The following is a 26,195-nucleotide window of genomic DNA, read 5'->3' as shown; positions in this document are numbered from 1 at the left end:
GGACTGCCTTATTACTTGATAGTGCTAGCGCTTAAGCTTTTTGCAAATCAGTCAAAAGGCCCAGCGCTTGATCTATTGCACTCTCTAGATGATCGACCTGGGCTTCTGCATATTTTTGCACTGCAACAGGTAAAGCATGCAACTCCCGATTGAGTGCTTTATAGAGCTGCTCGTAGAGTCCATTCAAAAGGTTCTCAACTCGCTCATCCTGCGCTGCATTTTGCTGAGCATGAGCTTGAAGAGTGCCGATGATATTGCGAATTGCTGCAGTAAGTATTGCCATACTAATACCTTTTGTTTTTATTATATGCTGATTGAATTGAAGCATTTTCTTTTGATCTAAGCATCCACATAATAACCCGTCGAATCAGCAACACTCAATAGATGTCTCAATTGAATATTGGATATAACTGCTTATGTTCTTAAACCATTAATAACGACAATCTTTCTACAACATTAGCGAAAAAAAGAACTTACCGCTTCAATCTTTAGCAGTAGATATTATCTTTATTTTATCCTGAGGCTTTCGATTGGAAGCTTTGTTATTCGCAAACTCGATCCAATCGATGCTACAAAAGGAAACGTCGCGGTTAAACCCTTATAAAAAACCTATGAATTAAATTTTAAGCATTGAACTGCAGCAACAAACAATACAGAATAAGCTACAAAATCTGATAGCGGTAAAGGATTTACCCAATAGATTTTACTGCTCTGTTGATTTTAATTACCTCGTTCTAACAAGGTATTTGTTGTAAGAAATCATCTAGCTCAAAAAACGCACCACTATAGTTCACGGATGAATCTATGCTAAGCCCACAGCTTTCACTAAACCACGCTGTATCAGCTAATTTTTCAAATGGTCAACCCTGTAACATTCAATTTTTAATCGCTAGATTTTTTATAGTCGCTATCCTTGCTTTTTTTATCTCGGCTCTTTTCACATCAGCAAGCGCCAGCGATTTCATGTTACACAAAGCCAGCCCATGGACTGTCGATCAAACATCAACCAAACTAGAAAAAGCAATCAAAAAACAGGGTTTGAGACTCTTTGCATCGATTGACCAACAAAAAAGTGCTCAGCGTATTGGCCGCCACCTACCGCCTACTCGATTAGTTTTGTTTGATAGCCTAGTCGACAATGCTGCAGTGATTCGCTGCCACCAAAGTCTGGCATTAGAATTGCCTCAAAAAACGCTGGTTTGGCAAGATGATAAAGGTCAAGTCTGGATCAGCTGGAAAGACCCCGCGCTTTGGATTGATCCGCTATCACAAGAGCAGCTTTCAAAGAATTGTTTGGAAATCAACGGGCGTTTAACACGGCTTTTTAACAAATTAACCCGCCAAGTAATTGAAATGCCGTAAAATCTGCATGAAAACCAAAGAATATTAGACGCTATCAGCAAGTTGGCAGATTTACGGTAAACTTTGGTTAGATGAGAAAATCGTGGGAAGTAGTAGGTTTTTCGAACACGATTGATTTTAAAACATATCACCCTCCATTATTACAGAAAAAACCATAATGCTAAAAAGTTTTACCCAGTTTAAAAAACACTTCTAAAAAATCTTGGTCACCATAGCTAGCGCCTATAAAGAATGGGCCAATAGCTGTATCCAAACCAAAATAGAGCGTCCCTGTAATGGTGTTGTCTTTTTCTTGTCCTATATTAAAAAAATCGCTTGGTGCTATCCGAGCAACTTCACCAATTACACCAACATAAGCAGGTATTGAAAAAATCTTCCCATCTTCACTTAATCTTTTAAATGTTTCAATTGAAGCATAACCAAATTTAGTTACTGGTATAGAACCGTTTCTAAACTGACCCAGCTGCCTAAAACCACCAAGCTGATAAAAATCAACACCCACTATAACAGCATTACTTTCATGCTCGATCTCTCCATATTGAGCATGAAACAATACGCCATAATTGTTTGCTATATTAAAGGCAGAAATAAATGACGCATCATAACGGTCAGTATTTATTGATGTTGCATCTAAATCAAATGAACGTGCTATTTTTAAACTCAACAAATTACCACTTGTTGGCCAGTCTGTTCTGTTTAGCGTATCACTTTCAAATACTAAGCCAACGCCGATTCTGGATGACGATGATGACGTGAAATTTTCTATAGTAGTCACAATGTCATCCGCTTTGATTCTATTGATTTCGGTTTCAACTGCAACCAACCCCCAAGTACCAAGCTCTCGACCCAGTCCAAGCTGCACACCGAGTTTTCTTACTAAAAAATCACCGATACGCTCATCACCAATAGTTAAACTTTCACGATCCCAACGAGCATATAACTCTGGTTGAAAGAAAAATCGGCCATCGTTGCCAATTGGCTGATAAATGCTAGCATTTAAAGCGATATTAGTTCCAAATTCGCCAGATAATGAAAAATCACCTCCATACTCAGACAGCGGTTTGCGAGTTATGCGAGCTAAAAACGAAAAATCTGAATCGCCTTTAAAATCACTACTCGTATTAAATCCCAGCTGCAGTAAGTTTCTTCCTAGCCGATCTTTTTTTAAATTAAGCTCGATGTCTCCATTACTTTTTTTACCAATATCGACTTCTTCAAACCCGCCAAAGGCCATTAACTCATTTCGAAATTTCTTAGATTTCTCGACATCAAGCCAGTCAACATTATCAATATTGCCGCGACTTTTAATAATGTTTTCTTTGATAATGCCTTCATTGCGAATTAAGATTTTATTTGATGCAGGTTTTTGATCAACTTTAATCGTTTTCAGGGGGCGTGCATTTCGAGGTGCTGCTCTATTTATAATCGATTGCAAAACTTGATGCGGCTGCGTTAATGCATATTGCCTACCGGCTTCAATACCCTTTGCAGAACGCTCATAAGATGCTGTCTTTATGCCGACCGTATTGGGTTTCCAATGAACGTCACCTTGTTGCAGAAAACTCAAATCTTGCTGTAAATTCTGCCAAATTATAACATTAACGAGTTGATCAAATGTTTGAGTAACAGAAATATTAGCATTGGGTTTGGGTGGCTCTTCACTGACATCAAGAGCAATAATAATATCAGCACCCATCGCTTTGGCAGTTCTAATCGGTAACGTGGATGAAACTCCGCCATCAATATAAAGGCGATCATTAATTTTTCTAGGCGCAAAAATACCCGGCACCGCCATGCTAGCCAAAATACTTTCTACTAAATCGCCGCGTTCGAATACTTTGGCTTCGCCACTTTGCAAATCTGTTGCTACCGCCCGAAAAGGTATGTTTAACTGATCGAAATGAGCATCTATTGGCACATCACGTAGCAAATGGCGATACAGCCCTTTGAGCCGCTGCATTGAATTTATTCCACCCAGCAATTGTGCGCCTTGTTCGCTGATACCCGCAATATTTCCTGATAAATAATCTGCTTCCCGATTTTTCTCAACATAGGATTTTTCGTTGCGCTGAACGATACCTGCAAATAATCGACCCCAGTTATTCTCAGTAAAAATATCGCCAATTTCGTCAGCAGAATAACCGGCGGAATAAAAAGCGCCAACCACCGCACCCATGCTGGTGCCGATAATGCAGTGAATGGGGACTTCCATCTCTTCTAAAACCTGTAATGCGCCGATTTGCGTGCTGGCTTTAGCACCACCACCGCTTAATACTAACGCCACATCAAGGCCGTCTTCATCATTAAAATCACAGGCATAACCTACCGAAGGAACAACCATCGCACATACGAACAAGGTTATTACTTTGGCAAATATGATGGAATTAAAATAATTTAATTTTTTCATTTTGTTTTTTAATAAATTTGAAAAACAATTGGTAATCTAGGGCTTGTTAACCTTATGTTTCTCATACTTCACTAGCCTGTTGCGCCATTGAAAACTCACACAAGAAATCGTTTAAATACCCTACGCATAGCCATAGCGTAGACATCTATAATATTCTTTGCGACCTAGCTGAAGATGATCATCTCACATATCACCAAAGCTATTACAGATACTGCTATAGCAAGCTACAAAATTGCTCATAGAAACAGTAGATTGAACTGCAACAAAGAAGGTTTGTAGAACCATTACCCTACTGGCTGCCCGCATAAAAAACAGACAGCACTAGAAACGACGAACCTCTCGACATAAATAGTTTAAGACTGCTTTTCCAACCCTACTGCCCAGAAGATTCTGAGCAGCTTTAAAATACCTTGATAAATACCCCAGTTAAAATCGACCATCCGAGCGGGTTCTCTGGCGCTCAACACCTTGCTCTAACCAGCCACAAACCGCATCGGTGCGTTCATCAATATCTCGGTAATAGGGCTTTATATCCAACAAAGGTGAGCCATCAAGCATGTCGACACCGGCAAACCGAATTCGATTTCCTTCTACCGATAACAAGCGAACCAATGACATACCAATACCTGATGGCCGGGTCGGTGCCCGCGTGGCAAAAACACCCCTTGGCTGATCATCCATATAAGGCACCACCTGCAATTGGTAATCTGAATGCTGGTTAAAGTGATAGATCAAATGAATATGACTGAAACCGTCAAGATCTTTTAATCCTTCGACATATTGAGTTTCTAGCAGAATTTCCCCGACAAATTCATCACCATATTTAGCTTGAATTGGCACGCCTGATTTTTCGGTAAAAGAAGTATTGATAACACCTATTGGCTGAATACTGACTTGCTGCATAAAATCCACCTGCAATTCATATTTATAGCATTACATAGCTAGTAACTTGTCATTATAAGGCTGCGCTAAAACAAAATTCCGACAAAGATCAAATCAACCAAGGCTAAAACATGAACAGATGCAGAGCGGCATTTGGCTGATATTTAATCAGCAACAGGATAAAAAATATCGTACTATGCCGCCTTTACTCTAATTAAGTAACAGCTAAGCAATCTGGTGCCTCTTCAATGATACGTCTGTCCAATATCAAATTACCGCTCAGCCATGATGAAACTGCGCTGACCGATGCCATTTTATCTCGTTTAGATATAACAAAAGAACAACTTGTTCGCTTTGACGTATTTCGACGCGGCTATGATGCACGCAAGAAAGCCAATATATTCTTAATCTATACCCTTGATGTTGAAACCAATATTAATGAACAATTGCTGGCCAATTTCGCTGATCATCAATTAGTGAAGCAAACGCCAGACTTAAACTACCACTATGTTGCCAAGGCACCGGAAGGTCTAACCGAACGCCCGGTAGTGATTGGCTTTGGACCCTGCGGACTGTTAAGCGGGCTTGTTCTTGCTCAGATGGGATACAAACCCATCATTCTTGAGCGAGGAAAAGAAGTACGAGAGCGAACCAAAGACACTTTTGGCTTTTGGCGCAAGAAGCAACTGAATACAGAATCCAATGTTCAGTTTGGGGAAGGCGGCGCAGGCACCTTCTCAGATGGCAAACTTTACAGTCAGGTGAAAGATCCTAAGTTGCATGGCAGAAAGGTCTTAGAAGAGTTTGTAGCGTCTGGCGCACCAGAAGAAATTATGTACGTCAGCAAACCGCACATTGGTACTTTTAAGCTGGTATCGATGGTGGAAAAAATGCGGGCAAAAATTATCGAGCTCGGTGGCGAAATTCGCTTCAGTGCTCGGGTGGATGATATCGACCGCGAAGATGGCCAAATTACTGGGTTAACGCTGTCTAATGGCGAAAAAATAAATTCTCGTCATATCGTACTAGCTATTGGCCACAGTGCGCGCGATACCTTTGAAATGCTTCATGACAAGGGCGTTTACATTGAAGCCAAGCCGTTCTCGATTGGTTTTCGTATCGAGCATGAGCAGTCGATGATTGACGACGCACGCTTTGGCCCCAATGCAGGCAATGAAATTTTAGGCGCGGCAGACTACAAGCTGGTTCACCACTGTAAAAACGGCCGTTCGGTTTACAGCTTCTGCATGTGCCCTGGTGGAACCGTTGTCGCCGCTACTTCAGAAGAAAAATGCGTTGTGACCAATGGCATGAGCCAATACTCGCGAAATGAGCGCAACGCCAACAGTGCTGTAGTGGTTGGCATTGACCCTTCTGATTACCCTGGCCATCCATTGGCTGGCATCGCACTGCAACGTCAATTAGAAGGTAATGCTTATCTTTTAGGTGGCGAAAATTACGATGCACCCGCACAGAAGGTTGGAGATTTCCTCAGAGGTAATCAATCGAACGAGCTAGGTAAAATTAAACCTTCCTTCAAGCCAGGTATCAAGCTGACTGATTTGTCTAAAGCTTTACCGGATTTTTGTGTAGAAGCGATTCGAGAAGCCATTCCAGAATTTAATAAAAAAATTAAGGGTTTTTCTACCGACGATGCTTTATTAACCGGAGTTGAAACTAGAACTTCTTCACCAATCAATATTAAGCGTGGCGCAGATTTCCAGAGCATTAATACCAAGGGATTATATCCTGCAGGCGAAGGTGCGGGTTATGCAGGGGGCATTATGTCTTCAGCTATTGACGGTATCAAAATTGCCGAAGCGATTGCTTTAAGTATTAATAGTAAAGTTTAATCGGTTATTTCCGGGCTCTTTAAATGGAGCCCGGATTATCAAAATCAACTACCTCACTTAAAACTGATATTTCATTCCCAGCAAATATTGGTAACCACTTTCATTTAATTGCTTGCTGCCTAGCCAATAAATGCTATCTTGCTGCCAATCGTCTTCATTGGTTCTCTGATAGGCCATTTCAGCTTGCAAGCTCAGCTTAGGGGTCAGTCGGTAATCGCCCGAAATTTCTACTAATGTTGAACGAAAATCAGCGTTTTCCGCATTCACTTGCTGATAATCACCGATACTTTGCAGCCAGTTAATATCAATCGATAAATCAAGATGGTTTTCCTGCAACCCTTGCCAGCTAGAGCCTATGTTGATTCCTGAAAAGTCTAGCTGTTGATCCACTTCTCCAAAATAACCACCTTGACCATTACTCACTGGCTGAGTGTAATCCCGTAGATAATCAGTTCGCTCCAGCGATAGCGAGCCATAAAACGAGTGATTTTGACCGGTATGATAACTGGCACCCAAAATTGCACCTAAGCGGTTTTCTTCAACCAAACTACTCTGGCTTTTATCATATTGATCTTTCAACAGATATAATCGAGTGTTAATTCCTAACCGCTGAACAGCCGTATTCATTTTCAATTCAATTTTTTGCTGCTGTAAATCGGCAAGGTAATAATCCATCGATTGACTGGTATTTTTAAACTCTGAACCGTCTCGATCTGACCATGCAATCTCACCGGTCAAGCTAGTTCTATATGATAAAGACTTACGTGCCTTTAGCCACAAACGAGTTTGATCTGTATGCTCTCTATTTTGATCTGGCCGCCAGTTCGAGCGATTTTCTGCGCCCAACTTGAGATTTAAGCCTGCCAATGGCCCCGACAGCTCTGAACTATAGCGTTGACTACGAAGATTATTCTTAGACCAATTGGCGATACCATTAACAAAAAGCGGCACGTCCAATTTGTTTTTTCTTTGGTCAAATGCATAGTCAAGATTCAGATTCCATCGAGAGAAAAACTGATGAATCCATCGAACGTTTGCATTAATACTATCGATTGACCCATTCAATTCTCTATTTTGGCCAACAGCTAGCTGATCAACGTTCAAGTATTTGTTTTGCTCCAGAGTGCCATAACTTAATTGCGAGAATAGATGATCTTTTTCGCTAACCCGATAATTAACCGACAAAGCCACTGTTTGAAATAAACTATTCGGCGCAGTACTTCGCGCTATCCGATCATTATTCAAAATAGTTTGCCCATAGACTTTACCATCATTGGTTAGCCTTGATGCTTGGTAACTTAACTGGAACTGGCCATTTTCAAGTTGATGTTGTATCCCGGTATTTACTTTAATTTCTTTGTTATCAACCTCAGAGAAAACGACTTGAGGATTTTGATTAAAAAATAAGTAATTTAACCGAGTACCGCTGGCAGTATTTTTCTTATGTTCTAGCTCAACAAAAACACTGGTGTTTTGAGATAAATATTTTTCAGCTTTAATTTGTGTTTGTTGTTTTTTACGGTCAAATTGGCTGTTGTTAGCGCCAATAGTACCGCCATAGATCAAACCGCCACGCGGGGTAATATTCAAGTCATCTTGATAAACAATCTGGTTAGCATTCAGCGCAAGCGAATATGAATTATGTCGCTGCATTTCAATCTGAATATTATTTTGACCAGTGCTTAATTTCGCATCTGCAGTGAGCTGATATTGCTTCTGGCGCGAAAGGTAACTCGCTTCTGTTTCTGCTAAAACACCGTTGCTATCACTCTGCCTTAGTCTTTCTTGAGCAAGTTTACTGTCAGTTGAATAACCCGCGTTAACAGATACATCTGTTTTACGATTACTTTTATTCAAACAGGTTTCGCATTGCCATTGACTGGTATCGATTTCTCCAGAGTTGATTCGGCTAAAATCAAATCCTTGCGCGGATACTTCAGCAGATGTCATCGCGGCTAAAGATACCATTGCCATAGATGTAGCAATCTTAGATATGACAGCAACCAACTTTAAAGCATCATTTTTATCAATTCTGCTTTTCATACTCGCCTCTCTGCTTGTCAGGCAACACAAGCTTTTGGTTTACAACGCGCCTGGCAAGTAAGATGTTATTTTATGAATGAATTACCCAACACATTCGATGTAGCCGACAGAGCACACCACCGTGTCGGCATAAATCGTTATAATTGATTGCCGCCATGAATATCGCTATGGCAATTTAAGCAAGACTTACCATTGATTGCGCTACCCACATTGCCCGCCACATTTTGATGTTGCCCAACATGGCAGTTCTTACATAAGAAAGGCATCCGTTGCTTCAGCAAATAGCGCTCATTAGAACTATGTGGGCTGTGGCAAAGTGCACAGTCTTCTGCAACCGGCGCATGCTCATTTAGGAACGGACCTCTTTTTTCGGTATGACACTCAGTACATGTCTGATTAATAGTCGGCTGAATCAGCATATTCTGGTTAAGTGTTCCGTGAGGATTATGACAGCTACTACAGGCATACAATCCTTCACCTAACATATGATTAGAACGCTTATGCTTATCCATTTTTCGTTCTTGGTGACAGGAAGTACACACTTGATATTGATCAGTTTTATCTCGAACCTTGTCATCACCTTGATGCAGCGTATGGCAAGAAGTACAGCCAACATCATTCGATTGGTGAGCACTACCTAACCAAGTAGTTTTATTATGATCATCTTGATGGCAATTGAGGCAAACACTATTTTGGTTATGCTTGGACACAGGTGAATTTTCACCAAAAGTCACCATCGGCTCTCTAACTTGCCCCTCTTCTGGCCAGGTTGCATGCTCACCAATTGGACCATGACAGGTTTCACACTCTTGCCGCTGGAAAGGTCCATCTTTTATATCTACTCGGCCATGACCGCTACTAAAAATACCAGTAGCGTCTTTGTCAGAATATTGGTTATGACACGCCAGACACGTATCGGCTCCCCGCTGAGAATAATTAGCTGTCTTGAACTTCTCCTCCAGTAAAACATTGATATCTTGTTGTAAATCCTGAACCGATAGTTCTATTAGCTCAGCACTAACAGCTGCAGAGAAAACACAAAGCGCAACACTAACCCATACTGAAAAAAACAAAGTTTTATGTTGTTGAAATATGTTTCTGAGTATTTTTTTCATTTTATTTTTTACCCAAAAAAATCAGCTTAGTAAAACCCGCGACCAACATGTTGCTGCCTGACGAGATATCAATTAAAACCGATATCAAAACAGAGGAACATCATATAAAACAACATATCGAATCAAAAAGCGCATTAAAAACAAACAACTAACCATTATCACTATCATTTCAGCTATCGAGCCTTATCGCCAAAAATGTTTACGATTCGTTACAACTATTAGTACAGTAAAAATGAACCTACACGGCAGTGTTCTGAATGTTCAAAAAATCATTCCTCACCAACAATGATGCTTTAAATAGGTTCGCTTATCGAGTTTTTTTCTAATTTTCTTAAACAAAAATTTCGTCAGCAACACTAAAAAAAATGCAAGTGATTTCATATGTTTATTAACACTTCTTATACAATGATTACAACCAGGGTAAGGCACTGAATTATCGAACAATTAAAAAATATAGATAAAAAAAGCCTGTAATATTACAGGCTTTTAAAAGATCGATTGCGAAGTGTTATAACAATGATAATTAAACAGAAAATGAACAACTCATCAGATCTGATAGTTGCTCTTATCTCCGATATCAAAGTGCAACGGCATCTGCCATTTCTTCCATGCCAACAGCAGCAATAAGCCACCACAGGCGCTACCACCAATATTTGCCAACAACGTTAAATCAAATAGCTGAAGCAACCACAATACAGCAACCCAAATGGGCATCGCCTGCAGCCCTGGCACTTTAAAGCAGAAGTATTCTTTGTATGATAAGCCGCCCATCACCAGCAAACCGGCACCAAAAGCCAGCATCGGTAAAATTTGCCAGCTCGCTAACAGCAAGCCTACCCAAGCAGCAAACTGTAGAATGCTGCGAATTTTTTTATCGTAAATATGAAGCGACGACGCGCACATTGCTGCTGCAGTGAGAAATGGCAACATGCTTGCCTCTACGCCCCACAATAAGCTTCCTAACAAAGCGATGCCACCAACTACAAAGCCCGATCGATAGATCACGACAGTGATGTAATCCAAGGCGTCCATTACCGGTTTAATATGAGGGTCTGCCATAAATTCCTTCCATTAGATTATTTGCTCGCTAAATCAAGACTAAAAAACTGCCTAGCTCACAATTTTAACCATTAGTAGCAAGCTAGTCTGGCAGGGCTTGACCAATCAATCCATACCTACAAAGGGAAGATGTTTTAGGTAACAATTATGTTTGGGTATCATGCTTGGTATCAAGCCGGTAAATCCTTCGTCACAGCCAGTCTCAGCAAACCCTTGATATTTCTATCGGGTTTACTGTTATCAGCCGCTGCATTTGAAAGTAACGCTATGAGCAAAATTTCCTTGCCCATAACCGACTATTTTCAATCGCAAAAGAGTCAGCTTAATTGGTGGCCATCGCCAGCAACTAGCCTGCCAATTAACACATTTATAAAAAAGATACCCTTGCAGCATCGCCGCGTTGCCAAAATGGCCGGCCTTGATCTGAGCAACCTAGTTCGACTCCCACAAGATACCGCCACAGAAATCCCTGACCTGAATTTAATCTCATATTTACACACCCAAGCAATTCGACTGAGGTTTGAACCTGCTAGCAAAGCCTTTGAAAATGCCTTGCCTCGAGTTTCGAGCCTTGAAGCATTCAACAAACGACGGGACTGGCTGCGAAAAAACCCGGCAAAATTATTTGAAGAAGCAAAGCTGGAAGATGTATTCAAAACTGGGCAGAGCAATCGACTATTGAACCGGTTAAAACAAAATGGCGTGGCGTCTTTCTTGGTAGCCAACGATCGCCTGGGACAATGGGGCTATTTCTCCACAGTCAACGATTCCAGCAAAAGCTGGAACCGGCGCTGGAAAATATGGAGCTACTACTACCTGATAAGCTGGTGGCTAACCAACGAACATGGCATTAACCATTTAGAGCTGGACTCGGCACCCGTCGAAAAAAAACTGAAAGTGCATTTTTGGTCAAATGCTTTTTCTGTTGCTGCAGATGCCATTCACACTGCAACCGATGATAATAACCAACTTTTTGAAACAGAATATCAAGCACAAATTGCCGCACCGGGTAGTGAGAAAAACTACTTTACCGACGTTCGCTTATCAGGTAATCGAGGTGAATCTCGCTGGGGTGAGAAGCTTTTCTTACGCAACCAAAAATCTAGTTGGAAACACAGCTCCAGCGAAGACAAAACCGATCTGTTTCAAGTCTTTGCTTACCAGCATTTCCGTTGGGATCAAAAATTAAGCAAAAACCTCAATAAACTAGATTTAGCAATGAAGAAACATGGTCAGCCAATGCCGGTAATGTTATCTAAAGTCAATGCGATTTCTGCTAACTACGCCGCTTATTATGAAACAGACACCCATGACCCTAAAGTTGCTGGCTGGTTTAGTGAAGCTTTAATTCGGTTAATGAAATTTAATTTTCACCAAGGCGGCTATTTTATATCTGAGCTTTCGGGAGATAGGCAAATTAAACAATCACCCGGCTACGATGATAGAGTAAAGAGTAATTTAAATTATCTGCTTTGGAGTGAAAAAAACAAATCTAAAGCCAGAAAAACCAATAATAAACAAGTTATTTCTCGATCTTTTGGCGGCATTACTCGTTCTGGAGAAGCCTTTCGAATGATTAATAAAGCCTGCCCTGCCGGTAGTATATTATTTGAAAGCAGTAGCAATCTGAACGGCGTTAGCTCATTAGCTTGCAGAAACCCTAAAACCAATGATTATCATTTATTGCTGGTCAACAACAGCAATCAAATGCATAGCTTAAGACTACGTGTACCATGGGATACCATTAAGGCAGGTAATATTATCACCAGCAGCGACATTAGCCAGACCTACGCTGGGCAACCCACTGCTATCGCCTTGATGCCTTGGAACAAAAAAATCACCACGCCACTTCTATCTCAAACGATTAAACTGCTAAGTTTTCATAATGCTAACCACAGCAATCAGTTAAGAGAATATAAACCTGCCCAGAAAATTTTGATTAGCCATAAAGATGCCAGCAAGCAGCCCAATAGCATTTTGTTGCGCCAACAAGAACAAAGACAAATGCTTTATATGGATTTTTTACTACCGAAGAGAAAACAGCTTAATAAACTGTGGTTAAAAATTAAGGGGAATGAACAAGCACTGACTGAAGATCATGTATTGCATGTTTTCAAGGCACCTAAGGTTCAAATATCTACAAATAGTGATTTATTTAAAGCCAACCAATCTGCAGGCACCATTCCGCTAGACTGGTCTGATCTAGCCTTAAAAGGGCTAGTTAACCAACAGCTTACTTCCCAACACCCTATCCAAACCTTGCATGATATTAAGAGCGCCAATGGCTTAGGACTTGACCTTTCTTTGATCGCTACCTTTCAAGTTTCTGGGGATCAAATGCAACCGTATTATGCCGACATCTCTGATGCTATCGAGCCCGACATGGCAAATTACCAAATACTGATTGCACGAGTACCACGCAAGCGCTATCAAGAAGCTGCAGAACCTGCTTGGCAACAACAGCGGTTTCGCTTTATACCAGATAGTATTCGGTTGATTGGGTTTTATGATGATTGAAATTCAATAACGAGAGAGACTCTGTTATCGAATGTTATTGCATGAATCACGCTGCACATTCAAAAATTTCTATAGCAAAAAAACCGTGTAAAATGTATTTTTACACGGTTTTTTATATTAAGACTATTTGGCTGACTAATGACCTGGCTTAAACAACCCGCCCGATAGAATCGCTTGTATCGTTCTTAAGGTTAACACCGGCACAACAAAGCTTACTAAAAGCAATGAACCCCATGCCAAAGCTTGCAACGGTCGCCCACCGACTTGTTCAAAGTAAATCTGACAGGCAACAGAAAGCGCTGCCAATGGGAATGAATAAGCCCACCAAGACATAAAAAATCGAATGCGGGAAAAGCGGCGATACTGACTGAGCAATAGCAAGGCTAGAAATAATGCTAGAGAAAATAGTGCGCGGCCGATTCCATTCAATTGACCATGGCTTAATGCCATCCAAGCGACAAAACCTGCCGCAGGCGGTGCAATCAAAATAAATAGTGTTGGCAATAATTGATCTGGCAGTGGTTCGTGAAAAATCAAACGGTTAAATACCAATACTTTCAACACGAGCCAGAAAATCATGCCAACTGAAAAGAACATCCAGCTGATTTCTTCAAAACCTAACGCCACACCAGCGATCGGAACCAAGGCATTACCGACTACAGGAATAAACCACGCCGGAGTTATATGCTGCAGATTAAATTGCGGATGATATATCCAGCGGTTAATCACGGTAATCGACAAAATCAGATGCGCCAAACTACCAACCACCCACAGTGCCGTCGCCAGCTCTTTGCTAAACGGCATTAAACAGCCAGCTAGCAATAACAAGCCAATCGACCAAGCCGGAAAAAAGCTCAACTTAACCGGGTGAGCAAACTCATCAGCAACTTGCTTGCCAAACTTGAAACATTTAATTAGGTAACAACTGCTAATCAGCAGCATGACGAAGGCTGCAATCAAAGCTAATCCATTACCAATAATCACTGGTAATGACAGAACCACTGCTGCCTTTTGCCAAGCAAGCGCCAGTCCACTCAAACCCATAACCACCGGAAAGAATGCCACCGGAAACCAGGCAAGCCAACTTTCTGGTTCAGATTGATCTAGTCCATGATGACCATGAAGATCAGAATTTTTCATTTGAAAACCACTATATTTACCGGTATCCGTTGGCCTACATCAGATGAGACATAAGAAATTATTATTTTTAGTCAGATACAAATCACCCCCCAAGGCTTCAATTATCGAAACTTTGGAGGGTAATTGTAATAACTGCTATCGGTAATGCTTAAATTCGTCGGTCACCTGATGTTTTTGCAATATTTGTTTTTCAATATCAGGGGATGAATCAATTCCACCATGCCAGCAGTCTTGATACATAATAATTCTGTTTACTCGCGTTCGACGAATATACACTTTATAAAACTGTTTAAGGAACCCATCGGCACCACATTGATTTTGGATTTCCTTAGTACAGGTGCGCAAATTCAGTTGAGCATCTTCAATGCAATTGAATTGCTGCCCATGCGCTTGCTCAAGGAACTTTCTCAACGGCATATCCAGAATAACCCAATCAATTGATTGGCCAGCACCTCGATTAGGGCGCCTTTTCAAGCTTTCTGAATACAAAACCTCATTACCGTCTTCTTCTATATAATATTTTTTCTTTCTGATCGTACCATCCTGACGAACTTGGCAAGATTTGTAACCGAAGGTAGTTATACATTCAGCTTCCACTTGTTGCGCATACGTCGGAGACAGCCAAAGCATCAGAATACTAACCAGCATCAGTTTTCTCATACCGCAAGAGACCCTTGTATCGACTCAAATTGAATGCTTAATTCGATGCAAGAGGCATCAAACAGCAGCTAATAAGCATTTCATTATTGCTGTTAAGATGTCATGGAAAATTGATCTAGGTTGGTAAATCACTAGACAAGTGCCCTTCCAATCTTAAAAAGTGTGATGAAAAGAGCACTAAATTCATATATGCAGTCAAAATAATCGGAATTGCAGGTAGGCGATAAATGAGCGAAGCCCCGATCACTTACAGTGGTAAGTGATCGGGGTGAGCGAAAGAAGCTAACACCCCTGCAATTTCAAGTACAACAAGTATAATTAAGCCCGGTTTTCTTCTACCGCATGACAGGCAATCATTCGTCCATCAGCCAAAGGTAACAAGCTAGGAATTTCGCTGCTACAACGGCTATTGGCGTAAGGACAACGACCATGAAACACGCAGCCTGGCGGCAAATCAACCGGAGTAGGCACCTCACCCTGCATTTTTACTTGCGGTGGGCGATTATGCTCCAGTTTTGGAATAGCACTCAATAACGCACGAGTATAAGGGTGGCGCGGGTTTTCAAACAGAACTGATGTTTCAGACAGCTCACATAATGTACCAAGATACATCACTGCAACTCGAGTACCAAAATGCTCCACTACTGCCAAATCATGGGTAATAAATAGATAAGTCAGATCACGCTTTTCTTGCGCCTCTGTCATTAAATTTAAAACTTGCGCTTGAATAGACACATCCAGCGCTGAAATAGGCTCGTCAGCAACAATAAATTCTGGATCTACCGCCAATGCTCGCGCAATACTGATTCGCTGCTTCTGACCACCTGAAAACTCATGGGGATGGCGCTCACCCCACGCCGGGTCAATACCGACCGACGCCATCACCTCTGCAACCTTATCTTTAATGCCCGAGGGTGATAACTCAGGGAAATGGAATCTGACCGGTTCTTCTAATGCATCTTGCACCCGAATTCGAGGATTAAGCGATGCATAGGGATTTTGAAACACCATTTGCATCTTTTTGCGATATGGCATTAATTGATTGGCAGATAAGTTATCAATCCGCTGACCTTTATATTCAATGGTGCCACTAGTCGGCCGGTTCAAACCCATCACAGTACGAGCAACAGTCGATTTACCGCAGCCGCTTTCACCCACCACACAAAGCGTCTCACCTTTTTGTACTTCTAAATTAACGCCATTAATTGCATGAACAAACTGCTGGCGTCTTATCAACTTGCCACCATCAAAACCTAATTGATCTAGCAAGCCACCTGAGATATCGAATTTTTTATACAGGTCGTTAATTTTTAGAATCGTTTGACTCACTATTTCGACCCTCCCTGCTTATTTTTTAATTCAATGGCTTGCTTTGCTTGTTCCGTATATTGCGGGTTAAACAAATGACAAGCGACTCGATGATGTTGGCCATCCGCCACTTCTGCGGCTAAATATTCTTCCGGAACTTGCTGCTGACAAGGTGCAAAGCAAAAATCACAACGCGGATGAAAAGCACAGCCATCAGGGGTATTTTGTAAGCCTGGCATGCTGCCACGAATCTGATTTAACCGACCACCGGGTTGAGCTTGCTGAGGCAATGCGGCAATTAAACCTTTGGTATATGGGTGGTAAGCATTATCGATAACATCCCGAGTTGGACCTTCTTCAATAACCCGCCCGGCATACATCACCACCGCCCGCTGAGTCACTTCAGCCACCACCGCCAAATCATGGGTAATTAGGATCAGTGCAACCTTATGTTCTTCACATAAGCTCACCAGTAAATCCATAATCTCTGCCTGAATCGTTACATCCAGCGCCGTGGTTGGCTCATCGGCAATTAACAATTCTGGTTCGGTCAGCAAGGCAATCGCAATCACCACTCGCTGGCGCATACCGCCGGATAATTCATGGGGATATTGGTCAATTCGTTTATCTGGCGAAGGAATTTTTACCTGAGCTAAACGATCAATTGCTATCGACTTAGCTTCTTTTTTACTGATTTTCCGATGGGCCCTTAAACATTCAATCATCTGAGTGCCAATCGTCAGTACTGGATTTAATGTCATCATCGGATCTTGGAAGATCATGCAAATTCGGTTGCCACGCACGTTCCGAATTTGTTTTTCGGTCATCTCTGCCAGATTTTTGCCATCAAATAAAATCTCACCACTACTAATGTAACCCGGCTTACTGATTAAATTGAGAATCGAAAATGCTGCAACTGATTTACCCGCGCCCGACTCACCGACAATACCGAGTCGCTCACCGGCTCCAACTTGAAAAGATACATCTCGTAAAGCTTTCACTGCGCCCTGACTGTTTAAATTAGTCCTGACTGCAAATTCTACGCAAAGGTTTTTTACTTCAAGCAGTGCCATGACTTAATCCTTATCCAGCTTGGGAGTTAGAATAACTTTAAATAATGACATGAATTAATCCTTATATAACTTTGGATTTAAAACATCACGCATAAAGTCACCCAGCAAATTAATGACCAGCACCAATATAATCAAAACCAACCCCGGGATAGCAGTAATCCACCAGCTACCAGAAAAGAAATACTCAAAACCCGCACTAATCAAAGCACCCAGCGACGGTTGAGTCACCGGCATTCCAAGGCCAAGGAACGACAAAGCAGCTTCAGAGATAATCGCATTGGCTACCTGAACAGTAGAAATAACCAAAATCGGCGATAAGGTATTTGGCAGAATATGCCGTAGCATAATTCTGACATGGCCAAAGCCCATCACTCGAGCTGCATCGACATATTCTTTTTGTTTTTCAGCCAATACCGATGCTCTAACGGTTCGCGCATATTGTGGCCATTCTGCAACGCCAATTACTACAATCAGCATAAACAATGCTAATTGCTGGTAGAGCTCCGTTCCAAAGGCGGCCTGGAATATTGCCAGGAAAATAATCGCTACCATCATGGTAGAAAAACTGAGCTGAATATCGGCCACTCGCATTAAAAAGCTATCTAACCTACCTCCGAAATACCCTGCAGCCAAACCAATTGTGATGCCTAAAAAGGCTTGCAACAGCACCGCACAAACACCAATCAACAAAGAAATTCGCGTGCCATATAAAATGGTACTGAATAGATCTCGCCCTTGGTCATCGGTGCCCAAAACAAAGCGTTCATCACCTTCTTCCTGCCAAACCGGCGGAATCTCAGAATCCATGATATCTAAAACAGTTTGGTCATAAGGATTCTGTGAAGCGAAGATAGGGGCGCAAATTGCCAAGGTGACCATCAGTAGCAAAATAACCGATGAAAAAACTGCGACCTTATCTTTTTTGAACTGCCAGTAAAATTCTGAACCTGCCCAGCGTTTTATTAATGATTTAGCTTGGCTCATCATTTTGCTCCCGCCAGCTTAACCGTTGGGTTCACTAGTGTATAAAGCAAATCAACCAATGTATTAACCACCACAAAAACCAAACCAACCACAATCAAATAAGCAACAATCAATGGCGTATCCACTCGATTGACTGCTTCTAAAAACATAAAGCCCATACCCGGCCACTGGAAAACTGTTTCGGTTAAAATGGTGTAAGCGACCATGGTGCCAATTTGCACACCGCCCACGGTAATTACCGGCAGCATGGTGTTTTTTAGCGCATGTAAAAACCAAATTCTTTTGCGCATTAAGCCTTTGGCCCAAGCGAATTTAATATAATCCATCTGCAGAACTTCCATCATTTCTGAGCGAATTAATCGAATAAACAATGGCAGCATAATCGACGCCAAAGAAACCGCCGGCAATATAATATGCAACCAGCCATCTTTGGTGGTTAAACCACTGTCCCACAATCCTAAAAACGGACTAGTTTCACCTCGACCGAATGATGGCAGCCAACCTAATTCAACTGAAAAAAGATAAATACACATAATCGCGGTTAAAAAAACCGGTATAGAGATGCCGATCGTACTCCAGCCCATAATCGCTTTTGAGCCCCAACTTTTGGGCTTGATCGCAGAATAAACGCCCATCGGCACCGATAAAAACAAAATCATTAAACTGGATACAAATACTAGCTCTAGCGTTGCCGGCATTTTTTGCAAAATGACATCAACCGCTGGCTCTTTAAAAAAATATGAAGTGCCTAGATCACCGGTGACTGCTTTTTTAGCAAACCGAACATATTGAACTAGGAAGGGATCGTTGAGGCCGAGTTGATCGCGAAGCGTTTGTCGTTGTGCTTCAGAAACTGACTGACCGACCATTTCACGTAACGGGTCACCCAGATTGTCCTGTATCGAAAAGCTGATAATGCTGATGACGAACATCACCACCATCGCCTGAATCACTCGTCTGATCAGGAAAGCAAACATAAGACCGCCTGTTTTTGAGTCGCTTGAGTCTAAAATCACCGCAACCTGAGTGAAGACTCAGGTTGCGGTTCTATCAATCTATCTGTCTCGCCAGATAATTAGCCCTTGCTCTATACCAACCAATAACAGCGGTAACATAGAGGTCAGGGCCAATTATCCATTGAGATATGGGTTACTAATAAGCAGTTAATACATTAACTACTTTTTAATCACCAAGTCGCCTAGGTAGGGGAAGTTCATGACGTTAACAATCGGTGAAATATTGACACCTTTACGCGCTGCCCATGCTAGATTTTGCCAATGTAATGGTGCAAAAGCGGCTTCATCGTAAGCAGTTTGTTCCATTTGCTTGAGCATTTCTGCTCGCTTGGCTGTGTCAGTTTCCTGCTGCACTGCAAGGGTCAACTTATCTACATTCTTGTTGCAGTAGTTACCGCTGTTGTATTGGCCAAAACCAGTTTCTGCATCTGGACACATCAACAAAAATTCAAAGAAGTTACCGGTATCTTCGGTATCTGAATGCCAACCAATCATCATCAAATCAGCAGAGCGTTTATCAAACTCTGGCCAGTACTGAGCTTTCGGCATGGTTTTCAAATCGATTTTGATGTTGATTTTAGAAAGCATTGAAGCCACTGCCTGTGCGATTTTCTCATCATTCACATAGCGGTTGTTTGGCGCCATCATAGTTAATGTAAAGCCCTTCGCGTAACCGGCTTCTTTCATTAACTTTTTAGCTTTTCTCAAATCATAGCGCGGCTTAAGTTCAGCGTTGTAACCGGTGTAACCTTCCGGGCTATTTTGACCAGCAGCGGTAGCAAAGCCCCGCATAATTTTCTTAACAATACCCTTATTGTTGATTGCATGAACAATCGCTTGACGTACTTTAGAATTTTGTAACTCTTTACGTCGCTCTTGGTTCATCTGGAAGGTAATGATACGCGTACCAGGCAGCGTCACTAAATTGGTTTTGGAATTCTTTTTAATTCGCTTTAAATCAGTCGGTGGTACCGGTGCAATAAAATCGACATCACCCGACAATAAAGCAGCCACTCTAGTAGGCGCTTCTTTGATTGGGGTTAATACGATTTTATCGACATTACCTGGCGATTTTTTATCCCAGTAATTGGTAAAGCGTTCAAATTCAACTTTTACCCCCTGTTGACGTGAAGTCACAATAAATGGACCGGTACCAGAAGCTGTTCGAGAAGCAAAAGAATTACCATGTTTTACCAAGGCATCTTTTGCAGTACCATTTTCAGCAAAACCGGTATAAAACTTGCTATCCATTGGGAAGATATAAGTCGCGGCATTTAATACCAGTGGGAATGGCTTATCGGTTTTTAAATCAATGGTGTACTTATTCACCACTGAAACACCAGAGAAAGGTGCAAAAACCGCTTTAAAATCGGGGCTGTTTTTCAGACGATTAAAAGTCCACTTAACATCTAGTGCAGTCATTTCATTACCTGAATGAAATTTTACACCTTCGCGTAAATGAAAACGTACCGTTGTATCGTCAATCCGTTCCCACTTATCAGCCAGTCTTGGCTTGATCTGCAGATCACGTCCCCAACGAACCAATGGGTCGAATACCATATGGGAGAATTGCAGCATACCGCCAGATAACTGCTCATGAATATCCATAGTGACTGGATCTGAATCATAAGCGACTCTTAGGGTTTCAGCTTGAACTGAAGCAACACCACCTATCGCCAGTCCTACAGTTAAAGCTGCCGCAGTCAGCAGTGATTTTCCTGTTTTAATCATTCTAAGCCCCTGTTTGTTTATTAATAATGTTATGTGCCGAAAGCAGGCCACAGCCTATCTACGTCTCGGCAAGAGCCATCCCAGCATAAGCAATTTTGACTGAGATCACATCGTTTTCATTCTTCACGCCTTAGCTTGTCACTTTTTCATCATATCAATCAAGAATATTTATCTGATCATAATCAATAGTTATTCACTTAATAGTTAATTAAGGCATCACTAATGATCGGTTCTCCCTGCTGGCAGTAGGCCTTTGGCCATCGACTCACCGCCCTACTCGCTGCAATAACAGACATCTGTTAAGCTGCGGAAAAACTCAGGATAATAAACAAGAGGTTCACCATGCCTGAATACCGCTCCCGGACATCAACCGCCGGAAGAAATATGGCTGGCGCACGCGCACTTTGGCGTGCTACTGGCATGAAAGATGATGATTTTCATAAGCCTATTATTGCGGTAGTCAATTCCTTTACCCAGTTCGTACCCGGCCATGTGCATTTAAAAGACATGGGCCAACTGGTAGCAAGAGAAATTGAAGCTGCAGGTGGAGTAGCAAAAGAATTTAATACCATCGCAGTTGATGATGGTATCGCAATGGGTCACGACGGCATGCTTTATTCACTGCCGAGCCGTGAGATCATCGCCGACTCTGTTGAATATATGGTCAATGCCCATTGTGCCGATGCAATGGTCTGCATCTCCAACTGCGACAAAATTACCCCCGGCATGTTAATGGCAGCACTGCGATTAAACATTCCGGTCACTTTTGTTTCTGGCGGCCCAATGGAAGCCGGTAAAACATCGCTATCTCCGCATAAGCTGGATTTAGTCGATGCGATGGTAATGGCCGCCACCGACGATGCCACCGATGAAGAAGTCGACGCCGTCGAGCGTAGCGCCTGCCCTACTTGTGGTTCTTGTTCTGGCATGTTCACCGCTAACTCAATGAACTGCTTGACCGAAGTACTTGGCCTGTCATTGCCTGGCAATGGCACCATGCTGGCAACCCATGCAGACCGTAAAGAATTATTTCTCGAAGCAGGAAGACTGACGGTTAAAAATGCTCGACTTTATTACGAGCAAGATGACGAATCCGTATTGCCTCGCTCAATCGCTAACTTTAAAGCCTTTGAAAATGCCATGACCATGGATATCGCCATGGGCGGTTCTACTAATACCATCTTGCATTTATTGGCAATGGCGCAAGAAGGCGAAGTTGATTTCGACATGGACGATATTGACCGCTTAAGTCGCACCGTGCCTCAATTATGTAAAGTGGCACCTAACACGCCAGAATATCATGTTGAAGATGTTCACCGCGCTGGCGGTATTATGGCGATTTTGGGCGAACTCGACCGCGCCGGTTTAATACACAACCAATTGCCTACCGTTCATAGCAGCACCATGGCCGAAGCTTTGGCTAAGTGGGATGTCAAACAAACCACTGACAAAGCAGTGCATCATTTCTTTGCAGCTGGCCCGGCAGGCATTCCAACTCAAACCGCATTTAGTCAAGATTGCCGCTGGCCATCACTCGATCTAGACCGCGCAGCCGGTTGTATTCGTGATTACCAGCATGCCTTTTCTAAAGAAGGTGGCTTAGCAGTTCTAGTTGGTAATATCGCCGAAAAAGGCTGCGTAGTTAAAACCGCCGGTGTTGATGAATCAATTCTGGTATTTGAAGGCCCTGCGCGCATTTTCGAAAGCCAAGACGGCGCAGTCGCCGGTATTCTGGCAGACCAGGTTTCTGAAGGCGAAGTGGTGATTATTCGCTACGAAGGCCCGAAAGGCGGCCCGGGCATGCAAGAAATGCTCTACCCCACCAGCTACATTAAATCCAAAGGCCTTGGCAAGGCTTGCGCATTATTAACTGATGGTCGTTTCTCTGGCGGCACTTCCGGATTATCTATCGGCCACGTTTCACCTGAAGCAGCCGCTGGCGGTGCAATTGGTTTAATCAAAAATGGCGATATCATTAAAATAGATATTCCAAACCGCAGCATCGACGTTAAATTAACTGCTGAAGAATTAGCAGAACGTCGAGCCGCAGAAGACGCCAAAGGAAAAGACGGCTGGAAACCAGCAGAAGTTCGCCCACGTAAAGTATCTGCTGCATTAAAAGCCTATGCATTACTGGCAACCAGTGCTGATAAAGGCGCAGTGAGAAACCTGGATATGCTGGATTGATTATCCCGATATAAAAGGTTTAATAAATTAAACGCTGTAGGTTTGATTAGCCGAAGGCGTAATCAGACACTTGTTAATTGATTGCCAGATGTCTGATTTCGTTGGAACTCATCAAACCTACATAAAAGCCGCATTAATTTAAATTAATGCGGCTTTTTTATTAAATTCATTCCTAAACATCAAATCCAGTTAAGCTGTTTTAATTGCATCCAGGCAGATTCAACATGCTGGCAAGTCATTAATTGCTTTTTACGCGCATTCCACTGCTGGATCAAAGCGAAGGCCTGCTCTGGTGATGTTGCACCTTCATAAGCTGCGACCCAATGCACCGTTGCCAACAACTCAACACCATAAGGTGATTGATAACCTTCTATTAAATCAGCAACCCGTTGAACATGGCTTGTTATGGCTGAGTCGGCTTGTTTCAAAAATTGTTTCGCGTCATTTAATGCGCTTTCGGTTGGCGTAATTTCTGCCGCAACCACCCCATCGCCAACACCTTGAATGTAATGCCCATCCATTCGTTCCAAAGCGTGTCGCAGCGCATCTGCATAAGGGCCATACTGGTGTTTAACAAAATTTAATTTTAAATTCTGTCCAGAAACCTGAAGAAAATAAGCCAGTTTCTGTACTTCAATTTTCGACAAACCGTAATTCTGGCTTTTATATATTTCCAATAATGACAAAATCGCAGCACGGCCCGGTGTCATTTTAGGCTTGCGGCTACCCACTTCCATGTCACTGGCTTTAATCGAATCATTTGGTTCAAACACGCGAACTTCAACGGCATCAATCGCAGAGAAATATTTGATGATTAATGGCTTGACCACCTGCCAATCCAGTCCGCCATTACCACATCCAAGCGGTGGAATAGCAATTGAGCGAATGCCAATTTTTTGAATTTGTTCAACCAGATCTGCCAGGCCGCTTTCTATATCAGCCAGTTGCGATGCACTGCGCCAATGGCCTTTAGTTGGAAAATTAATAATATAGCGCGGCGTTGCCAGCCCACCCAGATCAAAAACAAACATTTTCCCCAAGTGAACCTGCTCATCCTTGCACGCTCTGGCATAAGCTTTAAAATTATCAGGCCATTTTTTCTTAAACTGCAGCGCAATGCCTTTACCCATCACACCGACACAATTCACAGTATTGACGATTGCATCAGCATCGTGCTGTTGCAGCAAATTACCCATTACAGAGTTAATCGTCATCACTATATCCTGTTAGATACTGAACAGCAGTTTTCTGCCAAAACCATATTTAAAAATACCAATCCTTCATCACAACTACTGACAAGCTCATTGCGTACTACTGCAAAATTGCACCTACCTGCTGAGCTCTCGTATTACTTGCCACCCCTATTCGATCAAATCCACGCCAAAGGCACCAATTATGTTGATACCGAATGCCATCGCATTCAAGCAGGCGGGCGGGCGACCCGCATTCCCAGTGAAATTGGTAAGCCACAAACAGACTACTGGATGTTTTATCAGGTATATTTGGGATTGCAATCTAAAAGACTGAGCACTATGATTCAGGCATCTCATCTACCAGCGCAAGCGTCAGTGTAGAAAGAGTTACGGCTCCGTCTTCATCAGAGGGCGCGGCCAGCTTTATCCCTCTGCAGATCAAACCCCATTGTTTTTATATCGATTCCATCTTTTTGTGTACTTCGTACGCTGGTGCTCACGCTCAATGTAGAATGCTGTCCAGGGCAAGATATACTCCCCACGGTCATCCAACACCACCAGATAACCTTCTGACTCGAGCCATAGATGTATCCTCTGGTTTTTGCCTCGAGGTTCCGCCCAAACTTTTAACACTGCATCTTCGCTGTTTTCAATAATCGGTCTAGGCCAACCAATTCTTTCACAGCGTCGAATATCCGGCACGCGGTCATCTTCAACCGTTCCTTCAGAGATCATATGCCAAAAAGTGGCAGATTTTCCGTCATATTCCGGGTGCCGCTTAAGCCCCAAACGCTTACCTCTGAAAACTGGCTTGTCTTGCTCAAAATCCTGACGAAAAACTTCATAAACCGCAGCAAAGAAACTACCCCAATCCCCGGCAAAGTCCTCCATAAGAATTAACTCAGGTAACCATTGTGGATTCAAATGCATTACCCCTGAGAATTCCAGATAAACAGATTAAATTTATTTTCTCTCTGCAAGGTATTCTGAGTGAGCCGGTAACCACTCCTTGCTTTAATTCGTTCAATTAATGCTATTTTTGCCGAGTTTGATGAATAACCACGGTGGAGGTAAGAAAGCGCACCAATAAGTAAGTCAGCCAACTGCAATTGCTCCGCTTCATGAGAGTGAATCCGCTTTACATCACGTATAATTTTTTTTGAGTAGTCATACGCATTATTGCAAAGCACATCATGCAGCTTGGTAATTTTTTCATGCCCCAGGGTATCTTTTATGTCGATATACACAAAATAACGACTGTCTGGTTCAAAGATCACTTTCAGCATTACAAAAAACATTTTGTAATACCAGTCATCATGACTTTGCGCAAAACGTTGATGATTCAGCAGTTGTTTATCTGGAACGACAACTGCCCGGAAGTGCAGATCATCATCGTCGAAGAAATAATCAAGCAATTCCATATAAAACCCAAGCTTGGATGGGCTCACCTTGGTCCACTTCACTTCAAAATTGCTGGTTAACTTATGCTTTATTTTGATCTCTCGAATACGTTTGGCAATTTCCAATCTCTTGGAAACCGGACACCAAATAGCCCCCAACACCATCGACTTTTGTTGATCATTTTCAAGATGGCATGACTCATCGCAGTAAACATTATATTCCACAGCTATACCAGTTGTTTAAAGCCAGACTGCTAGCAAAAGC

Annotated in this window: 21 protein-coding genes; 5 read left to right on the top strand and 16 right to left on the bottom strand. The window is 42.3% G+C overall.

The annotated features are described in order from the left end of the window. Positions 1-31: 31 nt before the first annotated feature. Entirely contained in the window at positions 32-283 is a 252-nt protein-coding gene (locus DC094_RS11300; RefSeq protein ID WP_133245527.1) for a hypothetical protein, read from the bottom strand. Between the two features lie 680 nt (positions 284-963). Here DC094_RS11300 and DC094_RS11295 point away from each other — a divergent pair. Next, on the top strand, positions 964-1,362 hold the full coding sequence (locus DC094_RS11295) for a DUF302 domain-containing protein (protein ID WP_158527296.1): 399 nt from the start codon (positions 964-966) through the stop codon (positions 1,360-1,362). Positions 1,363-1,522: 160 nt separating this feature from the next. Here the strand turns inward: DC094_RS11295 and DC094_RS11290 are convergent, their stop codons facing one another. Together DC094_RS11290 and tsaA are read right to left on the bottom strand one after the other, a co-directional pair. After that, positions 1,523-3,769 carry a patatin-like phospholipase family protein gene (locus DC094_RS11290; protein WP_116687223.1) on the bottom strand — a complete coding sequence of 749 codons (2,247 nt, stop codon included), beginning with the start codon at positions 3,767-3,769 and terminating at the stop codon, positions 1,523-1,525. 426 nt (positions 3,770-4,195) lie between these two features. Next, positions 4,196-4,672 carry a tRNA (N6-threonylcarbamoyladenosine(37)-N6)-methyltransferase TrmO gene (gene tsaA / locus DC094_RS11285; protein WP_116687222.1) on the bottom strand — a complete coding sequence of 159 codons (477 nt, stop codon included), beginning with the start codon at positions 4,670-4,672 and terminating at the stop codon, positions 4,196-4,198. A gap of 227 nt (positions 4,673-4,899) precedes the next feature. On the opposite strand from tsaA, the gene DC094_RS11280 reads away from it, so the two are divergent. After that, a complete protein-coding gene (locus tag DC094_RS11280; protein WP_116687221.1) occupies positions 4,900-6,504 on the top strand; it encodes an NAD(P)/FAD-dependent oxidoreductase in 1,605 nt (534 codons plus the stop codon). A 57-nt stretch (positions 6,505-6,561) separates the two neighbouring features. On the opposite strand, the gene DC094_RS11275 is transcribed toward DC094_RS11280, so the two are convergent. The 3 genes from DC094_RS11275 to DC094_RS11265 all read right to left on the bottom strand — a co-directional run bounded on the left by DC094_RS11275 (position 6,562) and on the right by DC094_RS11265 (position 10,721). Further along, positions 6,562-8,547: an MtrB/PioB family outer membrane beta-barrel protein gene (locus DC094_RS11275; protein ID WP_116687220.1), complete on the bottom strand. Its 1,986-nt coding sequence runs from the start codon at positions 8,545-8,547 to the stop codon at positions 6,562-6,564. A 137-nt stretch (positions 8,548-8,684) separates the two neighbouring features. Further along, positions 8,685-9,662, bottom strand: a complete 978-nt coding sequence (locus tag DC094_RS11270) for a DmsE family decaheme c-type cytochrome (protein ID WP_116687219.1) — start codon at positions 9,660-9,662, stop codon at positions 8,685-8,687. Between the two features lie 546 nt (positions 9,663-10,208). Continuing rightward, complete coding sequence (locus DC094_RS11265; protein ID WP_116687218.1) at positions 10,209-10,721, bottom strand: DUF2301 domain-containing membrane protein; 513 nt, start codon at positions 10,719-10,721, stop codon at positions 10,209-10,211. A gap of 267 nt (positions 10,722-10,988) precedes the next feature. Between DC094_RS11265 and DC094_RS11260 the strand changes: the two genes are divergently transcribed. Beyond that, positions 10,989-13,238 (top strand): hypothetical protein, encoded by a 2,250-nt coding sequence (locus tag DC094_RS11260; protein ID WP_133245526.1) that lies wholly within the window; start codon positions 10,989-10,991, stop codon positions 13,236-13,238. A gap of 135 nt (positions 13,239-13,373) precedes the next feature. On the opposite strand, the gene DC094_RS11255 is transcribed toward DC094_RS11260, so the two are convergent. The 7 genes from DC094_RS11255 to DC094_RS11225 all read right to left on the bottom strand — a co-directional run bounded on the left by DC094_RS11255 (position 13,374) and on the right by DC094_RS11225 (position 21,150). Then, positions 13,374-14,378 (bottom strand): SLAC1 anion channel family protein, encoded by a 1,005-nt coding sequence (locus tag DC094_RS11255; RefSeq protein WP_116687216.1) that lies wholly within the window; start codon positions 14,376-14,378, stop codon positions 13,374-13,376. Between the two features lie 135 nt (positions 14,379-14,513). Then, a complete protein-coding gene (locus DC094_RS11250; RefSeq protein ID WP_116687215.1) occupies positions 14,514-15,026 on the bottom strand; it encodes a hypothetical protein in 513 nt (170 codons plus the stop codon). 330 nt (positions 15,027-15,356) lie between these two features. Further along, positions 15,357-16,367: an ABC transporter ATP-binding protein gene (locus tag DC094_RS11245; protein ID WP_116687214.1), complete on the bottom strand. Its 1,011-nt coding sequence runs from the start codon at positions 16,365-16,367 to the stop codon at positions 15,357-15,359. Beyond that, complete coding sequence (locus DC094_RS11240) at positions 16,367-17,419, bottom strand: ABC transporter ATP-binding protein (protein ID WP_116687213.1); 1,053 nt, start codon at positions 17,417-17,419, stop codon at positions 16,367-16,369. The genes DC094_RS11245 and DC094_RS11240 overlap by 1 nt, the downstream gene beginning before the upstream one ends. Before the next feature lie 54 nt (positions 17,420-17,473). Beyond that, the gene (locus DC094_RS11235; RefSeq protein WP_116687212.1) at positions 17,474-18,406 is read right to left on the bottom strand and encodes an ABC transporter permease; all 933 of its coding nucleotides are present in this window, start codon (positions 18,404-18,406) and stop codon (positions 17,474-17,476) included. Beyond that, positions 18,403-19,380, bottom strand: a complete 978-nt coding sequence (locus tag DC094_RS11230; protein ID WP_116687211.1) for an ABC transporter permease — start codon at positions 19,378-19,380, stop codon at positions 18,403-18,405. The genes DC094_RS11235 and DC094_RS11230 overlap by 4 nt, the downstream gene beginning before the upstream one ends. Positions 19,381-19,578: 198 nt before the next feature. After that, positions 19,579-21,150: an ABC transporter substrate-binding protein gene (locus DC094_RS11225; protein WP_116687210.1), complete on the bottom strand. Its 1,572-nt coding sequence runs from the start codon at positions 21,148-21,150 to the stop codon at positions 19,579-19,581. A gap of 342 nt (positions 21,151-21,492) precedes the next feature. Between DC094_RS11225 and ilvD the strand changes: the two genes are divergently transcribed. Continuing rightward, the gene (gene ilvD, locus DC094_RS11220; protein WP_116687209.1) at positions 21,493-23,337 is read left to right on the top strand and encodes a dihydroxy-acid dehydratase; all 1,845 of its coding nucleotides are present in this window, start codon (positions 21,493-21,495) and stop codon (positions 23,335-23,337) included. Between the two features lie 179 nt (positions 23,338-23,516). Here the strand turns inward: ilvD and darG are convergent, their stop codons facing one another. Next, a complete protein-coding gene (gene darG, locus DC094_RS11215) occupies positions 23,517-24,551 on the bottom strand; it encodes a type II toxin-antitoxin system antitoxin DNA ADP-ribosyl glycohydrolase DarG (protein ID WP_116687208.1) in 1,035 nt (344 codons plus the stop codon). Between darG and DC094_RS11210 the strand changes: the two genes are divergently transcribed. Beyond that, positions 24,516-24,911 carry a hypothetical protein gene (locus DC094_RS11210; protein WP_116687207.1) on the top strand — a complete coding sequence of 132 codons (396 nt, stop codon included), beginning with the start codon at positions 24,516-24,518 and terminating at the stop codon, positions 24,909-24,911. The two genes, darG and DC094_RS11210, sit on opposite strands and share 36 nt — an antisense overlap. 57 nt (positions 24,912-24,968) lie before the next feature. On the opposite strand, the gene DC094_RS11205 is transcribed toward DC094_RS11210, so the two are convergent. Beyond that, entirely contained in the window at positions 24,969-25,460 is a 492-nt protein-coding gene (locus DC094_RS11205) for a hypothetical protein (protein ID WP_206605636.1), read from the bottom strand. After that, entirely contained in the window at positions 25,460-26,155 is a 696-nt protein-coding gene (locus tag DC094_RS11200) for a DUF3800 domain-containing protein (RefSeq protein ID WP_206605635.1), read from the bottom strand. The genes DC094_RS11205 and DC094_RS11200 overlap by 1 nt, the downstream gene beginning before the upstream one ends. Between the last annotated feature and the right edge of the window lie 40 nt (positions 26,156-26,195).

Source organism: Pelagibaculum spongiae, assembly GCF_003097315.1.
GTDB lineage: Bacteria > Pseudomonadota > Gammaproteobacteria > Enterobacterales > Pelagibaculaceae > Pelagibaculum > Pelagibaculum spongiae.
This window is presented reverse-complemented; position numbering and strand designations above follow the sequence as displayed.